The sequence below is a fragment of the Gluconacetobacter brunescens genome (assembly GCF_048695475.1).
GTDB lineage: Bacteria > Pseudomonadota > Alphaproteobacteria > Acetobacterales > Acetobacteraceae > Gluconacetobacter.
The window spans coordinates 892,575-905,858 of record NZ_JBLHEN010000001.1; the positions used below are offsets into that span (position 1 = coordinate 892,575).

The 13,284-nt window shown below is 66.0% G+C and carries 13 protein-coding genes; 5 read left to right on the forward strand and 8 right to left on the reverse strand.

Features of this window, described 5'->3' with window-relative positions:
- Positions 1-39: 39 nt before the first annotated feature.
- Both ACMAUO_RS03880 and ACMAUO_RS03885 read left to right on the forward strand, forming a co-directional pair.
- On the forward strand, positions 40-1,854 hold the full coding sequence (locus ACMAUO_RS03880) for a peptidoglycan-binding domain-containing protein (protein ID WP_420355668.1): 1,815 nt from the start codon (positions 40-42) through the stop codon (positions 1,852-1,854).
- On the forward strand, positions 1,851-2,888 hold the full coding sequence (locus ACMAUO_RS03885; protein ID WP_420355669.1) for a hypothetical protein: 1,038 nt from the start codon (positions 1,851-1,853) through the stop codon (positions 2,886-2,888). The genes ACMAUO_RS03880 and ACMAUO_RS03885 overlap by 4 nt, the downstream gene beginning before the upstream one ends.
- Positions 2,889-2,927: 39 nt before the next feature.
- On the opposite strand, the gene ACMAUO_RS03890 is transcribed toward ACMAUO_RS03885, so the two are convergent.
- Positions 2,928-3,497 (reverse strand): TetR/AcrR family transcriptional regulator, encoded by a 570-nt coding sequence (locus tag ACMAUO_RS03890; RefSeq protein WP_420355670.1) that lies wholly within the window; start codon positions 3,495-3,497, stop codon positions 2,928-2,930.
- 28 nt (positions 3,498-3,525) lie between these two features.
- Here ACMAUO_RS03890 and ACMAUO_RS03895 point away from each other — a divergent pair, with 28 nt between their 5' ends.
- The 3 genes from ACMAUO_RS03895 to ACMAUO_RS03905 all read left to right on the forward strand — a co-directional run bounded on the left by ACMAUO_RS03895 (position 3,526) and on the right by ACMAUO_RS03905 (position 7,206).
- Positions 3,526-4,971 (forward strand): 8'-apo-carotenoid 13,14-cleaving dioxygenase, encoded by a 1,446-nt coding sequence (locus tag ACMAUO_RS03895; RefSeq protein WP_420355671.1) that lies wholly within the window; start codon positions 3,526-3,528, stop codon positions 4,969-4,971.
- Complete coding sequence (locus ACMAUO_RS03900; protein WP_420355672.1) at positions 4,968-5,648, forward strand: VC0807 family protein; 681 nt, start codon at positions 4,968-4,970, stop codon at positions 5,646-5,648. The genes ACMAUO_RS03895 and ACMAUO_RS03900 overlap by 4 nt, the downstream gene beginning before the upstream one ends.
- 88 nt (positions 5,649-5,736) lie before the next feature.
- Positions 5,737-7,206 carry a transposase gene (locus ACMAUO_RS03905; RefSeq protein WP_420355673.1) on the forward strand — a complete coding sequence of 490 codons (1,470 nt, stop codon included), beginning with the start codon at positions 5,737-5,739 and terminating at the stop codon, positions 7,204-7,206.
- 21 nt (positions 7,207-7,227) lie between these two features.
- Here the strand turns inward: ACMAUO_RS03905 and ACMAUO_RS03910 are convergent, their stop codons facing one another.
- From ACMAUO_RS03910 to ACMAUO_RS03940, 7 genes are all read right to left on the reverse strand, one after another.
- Entirely contained in the window at positions 7,228-7,365 is a 138-nt protein-coding gene (locus tag ACMAUO_RS03910; RefSeq protein WP_420355674.1) for a cytochrome c oxidase system small membrane protein, read from the reverse strand.
- 11 nt (positions 7,366-7,376) lie between these two features.
- On the reverse strand, positions 7,377-8,321 hold the full coding sequence (gene cyoE, locus ACMAUO_RS03915) for a heme o synthase (protein ID WP_420355675.1): 945 nt from the start codon (positions 8,319-8,321) through the stop codon (positions 7,377-7,379).
- Positions 8,318-9,652 (reverse strand): cbb3-type cytochrome c oxidase subunit I, encoded by a 1,335-nt coding sequence (locus ACMAUO_RS03920; RefSeq protein WP_420355676.1) that lies wholly within the window; start codon positions 9,650-9,652, stop codon positions 8,318-8,320. Before ACMAUO_RS03920 ends, cyoE begins: the two co-directional genes overlap by 4 nt.
- A 153-nt stretch (positions 9,653-9,805) precedes the next feature.
- Positions 9,806-10,537 (reverse strand): class I SAM-dependent methyltransferase, encoded by a 732-nt coding sequence (locus tag ACMAUO_RS03925; RefSeq protein ID WP_420355677.1) that lies wholly within the window; start codon positions 10,535-10,537, stop codon positions 9,806-9,808.
- A 114-nt stretch (positions 10,538-10,651) separates the two neighbouring features.
- Positions 10,652-11,647, reverse strand: coding sequence for a glutathione synthase (gene gshB / locus ACMAUO_RS03930; RefSeq protein WP_420355678.1), 996 nt, complete (start codon positions 11,645-11,647; stop codon positions 10,652-10,654).
- A 91-nt stretch (positions 11,648-11,738) separates the two neighbouring features.
- Entirely contained in the window at positions 11,739-12,287 is a 549-nt protein-coding gene (greB, locus tag ACMAUO_RS03935; protein WP_420355679.1) for a transcription elongation factor GreB, read from the reverse strand.
- 15 nt (positions 12,288-12,302) lie between these two features.
- Positions 12,303-13,190 (reverse strand): aldose 1-epimerase, encoded by an 888-nt coding sequence (locus ACMAUO_RS03940; protein WP_420355680.1) that lies wholly within the window; start codon positions 13,188-13,190, stop codon positions 12,303-12,305.
- Between the last annotated feature and the right edge of the window lie 94 nt (positions 13,191-13,284).

The following is a 13,284-nucleotide window of genomic DNA, read 5'->3' on the forward strand; positions in this document are numbered from 1 at the left end:
CAGGACGTCGTCGGAACTTTCAACCGGAAAGGCGACTTGATGCCAAAGACATTTCCCAGGCGCACCATGGCTGGCAACCGGTTTGCCGTGTCCGGCCTCCTCACCCTTGCCATGCTGGTCGCAGGCGGCCGGCTGGCGCACGCCGCCTCGCACGTCGTGCCCGCGCTGGCGGAAGCGAGCCTCGACGACCGATCGCGGCTCGATCTCGCCGCTGGCGGCCTGACGGCATCGGTCACCCTGAAATCGTCAACGCAATGCGGCGCGGCCATGGCATGGCAACCGGCCGATCCCAATCCGTCGGCCATCTGCCGCATCGCCACATTATCCATCAAGGCCAAGGGCGCCCGCCTGGCCTCGTTTCCGCTGGCCCCCTATGGACAGGATGCCGGCTTCATGGCCCTGAAGTTGAGCATCCAGAAGCTGGATACCGCCGCTTCCCTGCCGCAGATCATGGTCTCGGCCTATACCGGCGGCGCGCATTGCTGCGAGACGACCTCCATCTTCGGCCAGCGTCCGGACGGCCAATGGGTACATGCCGACCTCGGCATGCAGGATGGCGGCGGCCCGCCCGACATCGTCGCCATACCGGGCACGCCTGACCCGGTCATCGTGACGTACGACCAGGCTTTTCTCTACACTTTCGCCTCGCATGCGGGCTCCTTCACGCCCGTCATCCTCTATCGCTATCATGACGGCCAACTCACGAACGTCAGCGACGACCCGGCCTACCGCTCCTATCTGGTGGAAGATCTGGCGAGGCAGACCCGGCAATGGGAGTCCTCCGGCCGGTCGGAACCCAATGGCTATCTGGCCTATTACGTCGCGACCAGGGCCCGCCTCGGCCAACTTTCCACCGCCTGGGCGCACATGCTGCCACGCGCGCAGAGTTCGGCAAAAAGCAATTTCGGCGTGTCCGCATGCAGCCTGAAATCGCCCGAGGAAACCGCGAACGGCCGATACTGCTCCAAGGCCGATCGCGCCGTGCTTCCCTTCCCGCAGGGGCTGGCCGCTTTCCTGGCCCGCAACGACTATATTTCGGAGGCACAGGCCCGCGCGCTCCTGTCCGACAGGCAAGCGACCGGCGCCGGCTCCGCGCCATCCGGGCCGTACCACCCCGATTTCTCCTGCGATCCTCCGCCGGCCAACAACGGCGTAGCCGCAATGCTGTGCCATGACAGCGAAGCCGCGCGGCACGAACTGATGTTCGACCAAGTATACTACGCGCTGCGCCACCAGGCCGGCGAGGACGGATGGAAGGACCTGAAGCAGCAGGTCGTCCTCGACGAAAATGCGGCCAACCAGTCCTGCGGCCTCCCCATTCCCGGCGACGGACCACAGGACCTGCCGCCGAACGGCGCCGCCTGCTACAACGACGCCATGGACCGGCTGGCGGCGCAATATCGCGTCCGGCTCTCCGGCGCGGCACGCCTGGAAAGCCAGCGTCCGCTGGACCGCCACATCGCCCTCCAGAAAAAACTGGTCGACCTCGGCTACCTGCCGGCCGACACGGTCGTGGACGGCCTCTATGGCGAAGCCACGCGCGCCGCGATCACGGCCTGGCAGCAGGCAGTCCACCGTCCGGCAACCGACGGCTTCCTGTCCGACGAGGACGCGGCCATGCTGATCCCGCCGCCGCAGACCGAGGCCACGCCGGCCACATCGACCCCGCCACCGCCGACGGCAACCACGACCGAGATGCCGTCTCACCCGGCACCCGCCGCTCCGCAACCGGCGCCGGCACAGGCGCAGAACACGTCCGGTCTACCACTTAAGCTGCTCTTCGCGGCCCTGCTCGCGGGCATAGCCGCCCTGATCGCCATTCGCTTCGTCCGTAGGCGCGGCGGCAATCCATGACCCGATCCGCCTGGACCATCTTACCGTTTCTCGTCATGGCCGGCATCACAGCCGGCCTCTCAGCCCGCGCGGACGATGACGTGCCGGCCTCCATTGCCCAGACGTGCCACGATACCGCCAATGCACGCCCTCCCCAGTCCGACCTGCCAACCGCGCAACAGAAAAGAGCCCTGACCGATTGCGATAGTGAGGCATTGTATTTCGGCATCGGCTTGCCGGCGGATCCGGCAAAGGCCCGCCTCTGCGCATTTGTCGAGCAAACCGAAGAAACCGATGTAAACCCGCATGGCTATTACGGCAGTCACATGCTGATGATGGTCTATGCCAACGGCAAAGGGGCAGCGCGTGATCTCCCTTACGCCCTGCATCTGGCCTGCACCCGATCCTGGGCGCCGGCGGAAGCCGAAGCCCGCGTCGCCCATCTCCAGGGCACAAGGCAGCCTTGGTACAAACAGGATTTCGATTTCTGTGACGACGCCACCAGCGGCCAGACCGGCGGGTTTTGCGAAGCACACCAGGCGCGTTTTCAGCAAGAAAAGACCAAGCGCGTCATTGCGGCATTCAGGGCCCGATTGCCGGTATCGGCCCGTGCGATTTTTCAGGTCCTGACAGAAGCACAGGCAAAATGGGCGGCGGAACGCGCAGACAACGAGATTGACCAGAGCGGAACACTTCGCTCGGCCTTCGTCATCCACGAAGAAGAACTGCAAAATCAGGATTTCGCCGATATGCTCACCCGCTTGCAGGGTGGCCATCCCCCTCCGCTGGGACAGAAGGAACGGACCGCCGCCGACAACAGGATACGCCACGCGCTGAAACAGCTTGCCGCCCCTGGTATGCTGGCCGACGCGGGTACGGTCACCTGGGGAAAAATCGAACAGGCACAGGCGGCCTGGACCCTTTATCGCGATGCCTGGGGCCGTTTCGCCCAAATCGCCTATCCGACCTGGGGGCCCGTGGGCGCAGAAGCGTGGGTCACCATGAAACGTGCCGACATGCTGGCGCACCTGCTCCCGCACGATCCGCCGCGCTGACCCTGCCCGCCATCCAGCGATCGCTCAAGGCATACTGCCCTATCCGATCACCTTCTCGATAATTGTCTCCTCCGCCGGAAGCTGGCCATCGAGCATCAACATGGCCAGACCATGGACCAGTGCCCAAGCTTCGATAGCTCGGGTCGCAGCCTCGCCACCCCGCTGGGCGGCCACCATCGCCGCATTGCTCTGAAGCAATGTCGCGACCTCCGAGTCCAGCTTGCCGGCAGCCTTCACAGGCGCCAGCACCGGCGACGCAAAGATCAGACGGAACAGGGCCGGATTGGCCAGCGCAAACCGCACATAGGCCCGCCCCGTCGCCGCAAAGCCGGAGCAACCATCCCCTGCCGCCTGCGCCGCACGCTGCGCCACACCAAGCCGCACCAGCCCCTCCAGCGCCAGTGCCGTCAGCAGCGCCTCCTTGTCCGGGAAATGGCGATAGACCGAGGTCGCGCTGACCCCGACCCCCCGCGCCACCTCGCGCAGCGACAGCGAATCCACGTCCCGTTCCGCCAGCAACCGCAGCCCTTCGGCAATCAGCGCCGCGCGCAGATCACCATGATGATAGGCGACCTTCTTTATGTTGACACTGTTATCATTCTTGCCCATATTAACAGCGTAAACATTGGAGGCCGACATGGGAAGCCCGATCGAAACGCCGATCCGTGGCACGGTGACCAGGGGAGTCGAGGCTTTGGCCACGTTCAACCGCAAACGCATGCCAGCCCCCACGCGCGGCAACCCGTTCCTGACCGGCATGCACGCGCCCATGACCGAGGAACGGACACTCACCGAACTGGCCGTGACAGGCACGATCCCCGCCGGGCTCGACGGGCGCTATCTGCGCATCGGCCCCAACCCGGTCGCGCCCGATCCGGCCTCCTATCACTGGTTCATCGGTGACGGCATGGTCCACGGGCTCGCGCTCGCGGGTGGCCGCGCCCTCTGGTATCGCAACCGCTGGATCCGCTCGAACACAGTCGCCAGGACGCGCGGCATCACCCCCGCACCGGGCCCACGCCACGCCTTCGACACGGTGAACACCAATGTCGTCGCGATCGGCGGCCGCACCTTCGCCCTGGTCGAGGCAGGCAGCTACCCGGTCGAACTCGGCGAGACGCTCGACGATCAGCGCTACAATCCTTTCGACGGCTCGCTGCAAGGCTCCTTCAGCGCGCATCCTCACCGCGATCCAAAAACCGGCGAACAACACGCGATCTGTTACGAGGGCCACGAGCCAGGCATCATCCGCCATGTCGTCGTCGACACCGCCGGGCAGGTGATCCGCGAGGAACCGATCGCGGTGAAGCACGGCCCGATGATCCATGATTGCGCAATCACCGATCGCTTCGTGATTATTCTCGACCTGCCCGTCACCTTTTCGATGAAGGCCCTCGTCGCGGGCCACGGCTTCCCCTATCGCTGGAACCCGGCACACGCGGCGCGGGTCGGGCTGATGCCGCGCCATGGCGGGCAGGAAGACATCATCTGGTGCCCGGTGACACCAGGATATGCGTTCCACGTCGCCCACGCCCATGACACGGCCGATGGACGGGTGCTCCTGGACCTCTGTGTCTATGATACGATGTTCGGCGATGGCGCGCAGGGGCCGGATGCCCGCTCGCGCGGGCTGGAACGCTGGATCGTCGACCCTGCCTGCCGCACGGTCACAATCCGCACGCTTGACGCCGCGCCGCAGGAATTCCCCCGCCCTGACGAACGATTCTTCGGCCAGCCCTACCGCTATGTCTGGAGCCTCGCCCTGCCGGCCGATCCGGCCGATCGCTTCCTCGGCGCGACGGCGCTCTACGCGCACGACCTCACGACGGGCGAACGGCAGGTCCACGATTTCGGCGCCAACCGCCATCCCGGCGAGTTCGTCTTCGTTCCCGATACAGCGGACAGTCCCGAGGGCCACGGCTGGCTGATCGGCCTCGTCATCGACATGGCGACCGAGACGACCGACCTCGTCATCCTCGACGCCCGCCGGTTTCACGAACCGCCCGTCGCCACCATCCATCTACCCCACCGCGTGCCGCCCGGCTTCCACGGCAACTGGATCCCCCGGAGTGAAACCCGATGAACAGCCGTCGCGGCCCCGGCCTCGCGCTCTTCGTGCTCGATCTGGCGGTGAATTTCGCCGCTCCCGTGCTGATCTACGATCGGATGCAGGCAGGCTGGGGCGATGTGCATGCGCTCCTGGCCTCGTCGATGCCGCCGTTGGCGTGGAGCGTCGGCGGCTTCATCCTCAGGCGACGGATCGATGCGCTTTCCCTCATCGCCCTGGCCGGCATCGCGCTCTCACTGCTCGCATTCATCGGCGGCGGATCGGCGCGCCTGCTCGAACTTCGCGAACAGGCGGCGACATTGCTGATCGGCCTAGCCTTCCTCTTCTCCGCCGCGATCGGCAAGCCGCTGATCTCCCCGCTGGCACGGGCCACAATGGCGCGCCAATCCGCCCAGGCCCTCGCCGATTTCGACGCCCGCCGAAACGACGCCCCCGTCCGGCACACCATCATGGCCATGACGCTGGTGTGGGGTTTCGGGCTGCTGGCGAACGCCGTCGTCTCGGTCGTGCTCATCTACAGCCTGCCGATCAACACATATCTCGTGGTCGGCCCGATCATCGGCTACGCCACGATGGGCGGCCTGACGCTATGGACTGTTCTTTATCGGCGCTACCGGATACGGCACGCCGCCATAAGCCCGGTCCAGACCACACCACAAGACATCGTGGACCAACCGCGACCCGCAGTCTGACCGGAGAGGTCTCGAATCCGCTTCTTAACGATTTGCTAACTCTTGAAAGGGACCGTACCAACTCCCCGTCCGCCAATGGAAAAGCCCGATGACCCGGATCGCCCCCATACAGCCGGAATCGGTTCCCATCTCCTTTCCGGGAGCAGAGAGCGACCCCTCAAAGGCCGGCGGCGCCCAGGCCGGCGGCGGCAATCGTTCCGACAATTCTCCGGCTTCCGCTGACGGCGACACCATCACCCTGTCACCGGAAGCCATTGCAGCATTGGCCTTCCTTTCAGCCGAAGCGGCAGACGGCCCAGGAACCCTCCACAACACCCCCACCCCGCCGGACGCGCTCCCGACCGACCCGGAACAGATCATGGATCCGGACGCGCCACCTGTCCCGGCGGCGGACCAGATCCTTTCGACCATCGAAGACGCCGCACAAGCCGGGATGGATCCAGCTTTCTTCACGCTGGTGGCCAATGAGGCAATGTCCAATCCCGCCCTCTGGGAACGCGCCTACGAACGCACCCTGATGGCGGCTCCGGATCAAGCTGCCTCGCCAACCAACCGGGAAAGAACCGCCCTTCCCCCGAATCAGGTTCAAACGGCCCCCGCGACTCGCGACATGGCAGAGAGCGGCGCCCGCGCGAACGAGGAAAAGATATTGGCCGAACGTCTGCTCAACAGCGGACTGGATGAAGAACTGGGCCCGCATCTCCCGGCCGGCCGCCACACTGAGCGCATCGGCAACGGGCCGCACATCGCCCAGACCGAAACCGACGCCGTGGTGCCGGACGTCTCCCACGGCCTGCCGGAAACGCTCGATCCCGAATCCCTTGCCCAGGAAATCCAACATTTTCCCGGTGTCGATGAACGGATGGTCGCAATGTATGCGCCCCCCATGGGCAATCGCACGACCCGGGAGCCCGTGCCGGAGACCGAGGATCAAGACCCGTCTCCCGAGCCGACCGATCAGCTAACCGGCGCCCTTCTCGACGCCGTCACCGCCTGGCAGGGCCGCCGGCTGAACGCGCTCTATCCCGTGATCTTCTTCGATACGCTGCGTGTGACCATCCGTGACGACAGCACCGTGCGCGACAAAACGGTGCATCTTGTGCTGGGCATGCGCCTCGAAGGCACAGTGGACCTTCTCGGCCTATGGATCGAATCGCACGAAAGCTCGGTATTGGGGCACCGTATCATGAAGGCGCTGAAGCAGCGGGGCGTGGAAGATGTCCTGATGGCCGTGGTCGATGAGCATGACGGCTTTCCGGCGGCCATCCGCACAGCCTTCCCGCAGGCACAGATCCATCCTTCGACCGACGACCTGCTGCATCATCTACCGGATTTCGTCGCTTTACAGGGCTCTTCACCCACCGCCGGAAAAACGCCCTCCGCCACGCTTGCCGACAGCCCGTGGGGGCGGATGCTCCTGTCTGCCACAAGCGCCATCAAGGCGATGCATGCGATGCTCGGGCGGGCTGCCCAGGCACGCGGCCACTTCCCCAGCGACCAGGCCGCGCTGGCATTTCTCTTCCAGACCTTGAACGCAGCCGGAAAAGCCGTTCCGTGAGAAACCCCGAACCGCAGGTCGCTACATGCGCACCAAGGCCAGACCATAAAACACGGCCGCGAGGCCGAGCAGCGTAAAGGCCACGCCAAGGACCCGGCCACGATGGCGGCGCACGCATTCCCGCGACTGGTCGGGGGTCAGGGCAAGCGGTTGATCCATCACCGGCCTCCTCAGCCCATGATCAGGAAATGATCGGCCAGCAGGCCACAGAACAGCAGGAACAGATACAGCAGCGAGAAGCGGAACGCCCGCCGCGCCGCGCCGTCACCGGTCAGGCTGACACCGGTCGCATCCTGCCGGTCCCGCAGCACGCGCACCGCGCAGCCCACGAAGCCGGCATCCAGCAGCACCGCCGTGGCGGAATACAGCCATCCCGCCTGATGCAGCACCGACGGCACCAGCGACACCGCCGAGAGGATCAGCGTATAGATCAGGATCTGCCAGCGCGTATGCCGGGCCCCGCGCACCACCGGCAGCATGGGAATGCCCGCGCGGCCGTAATCCTTGCAGGCATAGAGCGACAGCGACCAGAAATGCGGCGGCGTCCACAGGAACACGATCGCGAACATCACGATCGGCATCACGTCCAGCGATCCGGTCGCCGCCGCCCAGCCGATCATGGGCGGAAACGCGCCGGCCGCCCCGCCGATCACGATGTTCTGCGGCGTCGAGCGCTTCAGCCACATCGTGTAGATCACGGCATAGAAGAAGATGGAAAACGCCAGGATGAATGCCGCCAGCGCATTCGTCGCCAGCCACATCAGCAGCACCGACGCCGTCGACAGGCCGATACCAAACCCCAGCGCCTGATCCTGACGAATGCGCCCATCGGGAATGGGGCGGCGCGCGGTACGGGTCATGATCGCGTCGATATCGCGATCGTACCACATATTAATCGCACCCGCGGCCCCCGACGCCATGCAGATGCACAGAATGGCAACACACGCGATCACCGGGTTCAGATGGCCCGGCGCCATGGCCATGCCGGCCGCACCGGTAAACACTACCAGCGAGATCACGCGCGGCTTGAGCAGCGCGAACCAGTCGCGGGCCTCGGTCCCGACCAGTGCCGCGTCGAAACGCGGTGCCTCCTGTGCGGACGCGCCGGCACTCATGCCCCGGCTCCCCCGACCATGAATCCGGCGAAGGAATCACGCGGCGCGGGCGAGGGCAACGTCCATTCCAGGGTGCGGGCACCCGCCCCCCAGTAATTGCCCGAAATATTGCGGCGCCCCAGCAGCGCCACGGCCAGCACGGCCACGAAGGCGAGCATCGACAGGCCCTGCATCACCACCCCCGCCATCACGCCACCCGGCAGCAGGCTCACGACACTGCCGCCGGCCGCCAGCGCCACATGCATGCGCCCCGTCCATTCCGGATAGGCGCCGCCGGCCATCTTGCCGATCCAGTAGTAAAACCCGCCGAACGCGGCGAACAGCGCCGCCGGCAACACCAGAGCATGCGCGTCGGCCCCGCCGGACAGCGCCTGCAACGGTGCCGCAACCAGCATCGCCATGAACGCGACAGCCCATAGCATCGGCACGCGGAAGACCGGCCGCCCGGCCAGCATCGTCCTGCCCCACGCCACCAGCAGCACCAGCATCGGCAACGCCATCACGGCCTGCTCGATCAGCGGCCGCGCGGCAGGCTGCGCCGCCAGCCCCGTGGCGAAGACATCATGCACCCAGACCGATGCCCCGCCGACCGACAGCACGACCATCGCCCCCAGGGCGGTTTCGCGCAGCCGCAGCGCCACACCGGAGAAGGTTTCGACCAACTGGCAGATCACACCGGCCGCCGGCAGCAGCAGCAGCCCCACTTCCGGCCCCGAAAAGGCACGCAGCGCCCGCGCCACGATATCGGTGCCCGCGCCGGCCAGCAGGCCGCGCGTCAGCGCCGCCGCCAGCACCGGCAGAACGATCACCATCATCATCGCCGTCAGGACCTGCGCCCAGACGAACAGCGGCATGGCCCCCAGCGCGATGGTACGGCCGCGCATGTTCAGGGCCGTGGCCACGATATTGATCGCCAGCCCCAGCATCGCCACGCACCACAGCATCATCGCGGCCGCCGTCGACACCCCGGCCGCGACCAGCCCGAAGCTGAGGGCGACACCGGCCCAGCAGGCCAGGTTCAGGCGGCGGAACGCCATGTCGGGCGCGCCCAGCAGCAGCGGCACGAACCACGAGCCGAACCCGCCGACCAGCGCCGGCAGGGCACAGAACAGCACCATCAGCGCACCATGATCGATCGCCATCCGGCCCCACGAGGCACCTGCATCCGCCCCGATACGCAACGGCAGCGCCAGGCCGCCCCCGATCAGGCCGGCCAGAACCGCCATGACCAGATAGAGCGTTCCGACCGCCTTATGGCCGCTCAGGCCGCCACTCCGCGCCAGGAAGCCGCCGGTTGCGACATTCATCCGGACCTGCCTCTCTGCCGGCATACGCCACTTCTCCTGCGCCGATGGGCCGCCCGATGGGCGACCGTGCTCGAAATCGTGATCATGTTACCGAAACTTGACTCCCAAGACGAGAGCCACCAGCCCCCGCCCCCGGCATGGCCGGCATTCCGGTCATGCCGACATGGCAGGGCAGTTTCAGGCGGCGGGCTTCTCCACCCGGGCCGGCGCAGGCAGGCGCGGCAGGGTAACCAGCGTGAACAGCCCGGCCGGGGGCACCGGCTGAATGGTCGCGCGAGCCAGGTCGTCAGGCGGCAGCAAGGCTTCCATCGCGAAGTCCGGATGCCAGCCCAGCGAATGCGATGCCCGGGCCATGCCGCGTTCGACCGCCAGCCGGACGCCGCCCGTGGCCAGGAAGTGATTGACGAACAGGATATGCCCGCCCGGCCGCACCACGCGCTTCAGTTCCGCCAGCAAGCGGCGGGGGTTGGGCACGACCGACGCCACGAACATCGCCACCGCGATGTCGAACGACGCATCCGCGAATCGCGTATCCTCGGCATCCATTTCCAGCAGGGCGTCGATATTGCGCAGATTCATCCGCGCGACCCGCTGGCGCGCGCGATCCAGCATGTCGCCCGAGAGGTCGATCCCGGTGATGCGCTTGTCGGCGCGATAATGCGGCAGGGCCAGACCGGTACCCACGCCGACCTCCAGCACCGCCGTGCCCGGCAGGCTGTTCACGGCGGCGACCGCCCGCTTGCGCCCGAAGGCCGAAACGCCGCCGAAAACCGTGTCATAAACACCGGCCCACCGGCGATAGGCGGCCTTGACGGCTGCGGCATCAAGGGCCGAACGCGGAGCCGGGGCACAGGCAAGCCCGGCCGAGGCATCCGCCTCGGCCGGTGCATCTTGAAGAACGTTGCTCATCGGGAACCCTCTGTGCCCTGCCGGGCGATTGTCTTCAAGGGGATAGCGGACCAAAGCCCCATGCCACAGCGCAAATCACCCATTCCTTTTCCTCGTCCGCCGTCCCGGCGCCCGTTATTCGCCACCGTCGAGCCGCCGCAGGATGCAGTCCCAGATCAGCCCGGCGGAATTGATGCCATCGAAACGGTCGATTTCCTGCAACCCGGTGGGCGACGTGACATTGATCTCCGTCAGCCAGTCGCCGATCACGTCGATCCCCACGAAGATCAGGCCCTTCTCGCGCAGCATCGGCCCGATCGCCTCGCAGATTTCGCGGTCCCTGGGGCTCAGCTCGACCTTCACGGCCTTACCGCCCACATGCATGTTCGACCGCGCCTCGCCCTGCGCCGGCACGCGGTTGATCGCGCCGATCGGCGCGCCGTCGGCCAGGATGATCCGCTTGTCCCCCCGCCGCACCGCCGGCTCGTAGCGCTGGATCATCAGCGGCTCGCGCGAGCGCGCGAAATGCATCTCCAGCAGCGAATTGAGGTTCTCGTCATCCTCGCGGATGCGAAACACCCCCGCGCCGCCGTTGCCGAACAGCGGCTTGACGATGATATCGCGCCATTCGGCGCGGAAATCGCGGATCGCCAGCACGTCCCACGTCACCAGCGTCGGCGGCATCAGTTCGGGAAAATGGGTGACCAGCAGCTTCTCGGGCGCATTGCGCACCCATTCCGGGTCATTGACCACCAGGGCCTTGCCCGGCCCGACGCCATGCACATGCTCCAGCATGTGGGTGGCGCTGATATAGGCCATGTCGAAGGGCGGGTCCTGGCGCATCAGGATCACATCCATCGCGGCGAGGTCAATCACCTGCTCCTCGCCCAGTTCGGCATGATCGCCCGCAACCCGCCGCACCCGCGCCGGGCGCGCCCGCGCCGTCAGCCGCTCGGCCCGCGCGCCACCGGTCACACGCCCCTCGCGCAGGCTCAACCCCTGCACCTGGTAGACAAACAGATCGTACCCCCGCGCCTGCGCTTCCAGCATCAGGGCAAAAGTCGAATCGCCGTTGATGTCGATCCCCGACAGGGGGTCCATCTGCACGGCAACCTTCAGCGAGCGGGACATGAACGCGACCTCCAGGCACAATCCGATACCTTGATGACACGATCTGTCACCAGCCTCTGTTTCTTAGTCGAGTTCGTGGCCGCGAAAAACCTCATAGCGCATCAATCCCGACAGGTTCGGGATAGGAAATGGCCAGGATCTCGATCAGTTCGGCTCCCGACGGCGTCATGACCCGCATTTCGTCGCCCACATGGCCGCCCAGCAACGCCCGCGCAATCGGCGATGCCAGGCTGACCTGCCCCACCGCCAGGTCAGCCTCGTCCACCCCCACGATCACGACCGTCCGCTCCAGGTCTTCCTCCGTCACATAGGTCACGGTAGCCCCGAAGAAGACCCGATTCCGCTGGGTCTGCGCCGCCGGATCGACCACGATCGCCTTTTCGATCCGGCGCGTCAGGAAGCGCACACGCCGGTCGATCTCGCGCAGGCGCCTCTTGCCATACAGATAGTCGCCATTTTCCGAACGGTCGCCATTGCCGGCGGCCCAGGACACGATTTCCACGATACGCGGCCGCTCTTCGTACAGCAGGGCACTCAACTCTCGCCGCGTCGCCTCCATGCCGGTCGGGGTGATGTAGCGCGATACCCCGTCTATGGCACGCGGTCGCGCCTCGTCATCGTCGTCATCATCGTGGGTCATGGGCCGCATAGTGCCTCAGCAGGCGGTCAGCGCAAAATGGATGTGCCCTTCCAGCCGCGCCCCCGGCGCCAGGATCGTGATCCCCCGGTCGGTCACGCCGGCATGGTTCAGCGCATCGTTCATGTTGCTCACCGGCTCGATCGCGATGAAATTCCGGTCCGGCGGCGTGAACAGCACCAGGTGCCGAAAGGTCGGGCTGGCCGAAATGGTCAGCGCCAGCCCGTCATCGGGCCAGCGCAGGAACGCCGCACCGTCCCACCCGGCATAGCAATTGTCGATCGCCTGGTCGGTGACGGCGCGCATATGCTCGAACGACCATTCGCCGGTGGCCGGGACGCGCAACGCCGGCAGATGATGCTCGTCATTCGTCCATACCGTATCGGCCGCAAACCCCACCTTCACCCCGCCACGCCGGGGGAAATACGGATGAAATCCCAATCCGACCGGCTGGGGCCGCTGGTCGATATTCTCGATCACCATCCCCACCACCAGGCTCTCCTCGCGCAGGTCGAAGCGGATCTGCGCCCGGTAGGCGAACGGCCATTCATCCATGGGGCGGTCATAGGGCGGATGCCATTCCAGTTGCAGCGTGGCACTATCGTCGGCCAGCAGCTCCAGTTCCCACTTATGCTGCCAGGCATTGCCGTGAATCACATGCGGCTCGCCGGCAAAATTCGGTTTCATCCGGTATTCCGCGCCATCGAAGCGAAAATGCCCGTCCGCGACGCGGTTGGAGAACGGAACCAGCGGATAGGCCGCAACCTTGTGCCCCTTCTGTGCCAGCAGGTGCGGATCGCTGACGGCATCGAACACGCAGACCTCCCCGCTTTTCCAGAAGGTCACCGCACCGCCCAGTTCGGGAAGCAGGCCCAGCCGGGCCGCTCCCGCCTTCAGTTCGATCATCCGTTTCTCTTCCCGTCCCTGTTTAGAGATTGTTTGCAAAGTGCCGCTGCCGGCAATCCCACGTGCGGCCCGTACCGGCCCGCTCTTGACTCGG

Coding starts and splice junctions, on each gene's coding strand:
- ACMAUO_RS03925 (WP_420355677.1), bottom strand. CDS start 10,537: ATGAGCAACGTTCTTCAAGATGCACCGGCCGAGGCGGATGCCTCGGCC.
- cyoE (WP_420355675.1), bottom strand. CDS start 8,321: ATGAGTGCCGGCGCGTCCGCACAGGAGGCACCGCGTTTCGACGCGGCA.
- ACMAUO_RS03890 (WP_420355670.1), bottom strand. CDS start 3,497: ATGGGCAAGAATGATAACAGTGTCAACATAAAGAAGGTCGCCTATCAT.
- ACMAUO_RS03885 (WP_420355669.1), top strand. CDS start 1,851: ATGACCCGATCCGCCTGGACCATCTTACCGTTTCTCGTCATGGCCGGC.
- ACMAUO_RS03910 (WP_420355674.1), bottom strand. CDS start 7,365: ATGGATCAACCGCTTGCCCTGACCCCCGACCAGTCGCGGGAATGCGTG.
- ACMAUO_RS03940 (WP_420355680.1), bottom strand. CDS start 13,190: ATGATCGAACTGAAGGCGGGAGCGGCCCGGCTGGGCCTGCTTCCCGAA.
- ACMAUO_RS03900 (WP_420355672.1), top strand. CDS start 4,968: ATGAACAGCCGTCGCGGCCCCGGCCTCGCGCTCTTCGTGCTCGATCTG.
- ACMAUO_RS03905 (WP_420355673.1), top strand. CDS start 5,737: ATGACCCGGATCGCCCCCATACAGCCGGAATCGGTTCCCATCTCCTTT.
- ACMAUO_RS03920 (WP_420355676.1), bottom strand. CDS start 9,652: ATGCCGGCAGAGAGGCAGGTCCGGATGAATGTCGCAACCGGCGGCTTC.
- ACMAUO_RS03880 (WP_420355668.1), top strand. CDS start 40: ATGCCAAAGACATTTCCCAGGCGCACCATGGCTGGCAACCGGTTTGCC.
- greB (WP_420355679.1), bottom strand. CDS start 12,287: ATGACCCACGATGATGACGACGATGACGAGGCGCGACCGCGTGCCATA.
- ACMAUO_RS03895 (WP_420355671.1), top strand. CDS start 3,526: ATGGGAAGCCCGATCGAAACGCCGATCCGTGGCACGGTGACCAGGGGA.
- gshB (WP_420355678.1), bottom strand. CDS start 11,647: ATGTCCCGCTCGCTGAAGGTTGCCGTGCAGATGGACCCCCTGTCGGGG.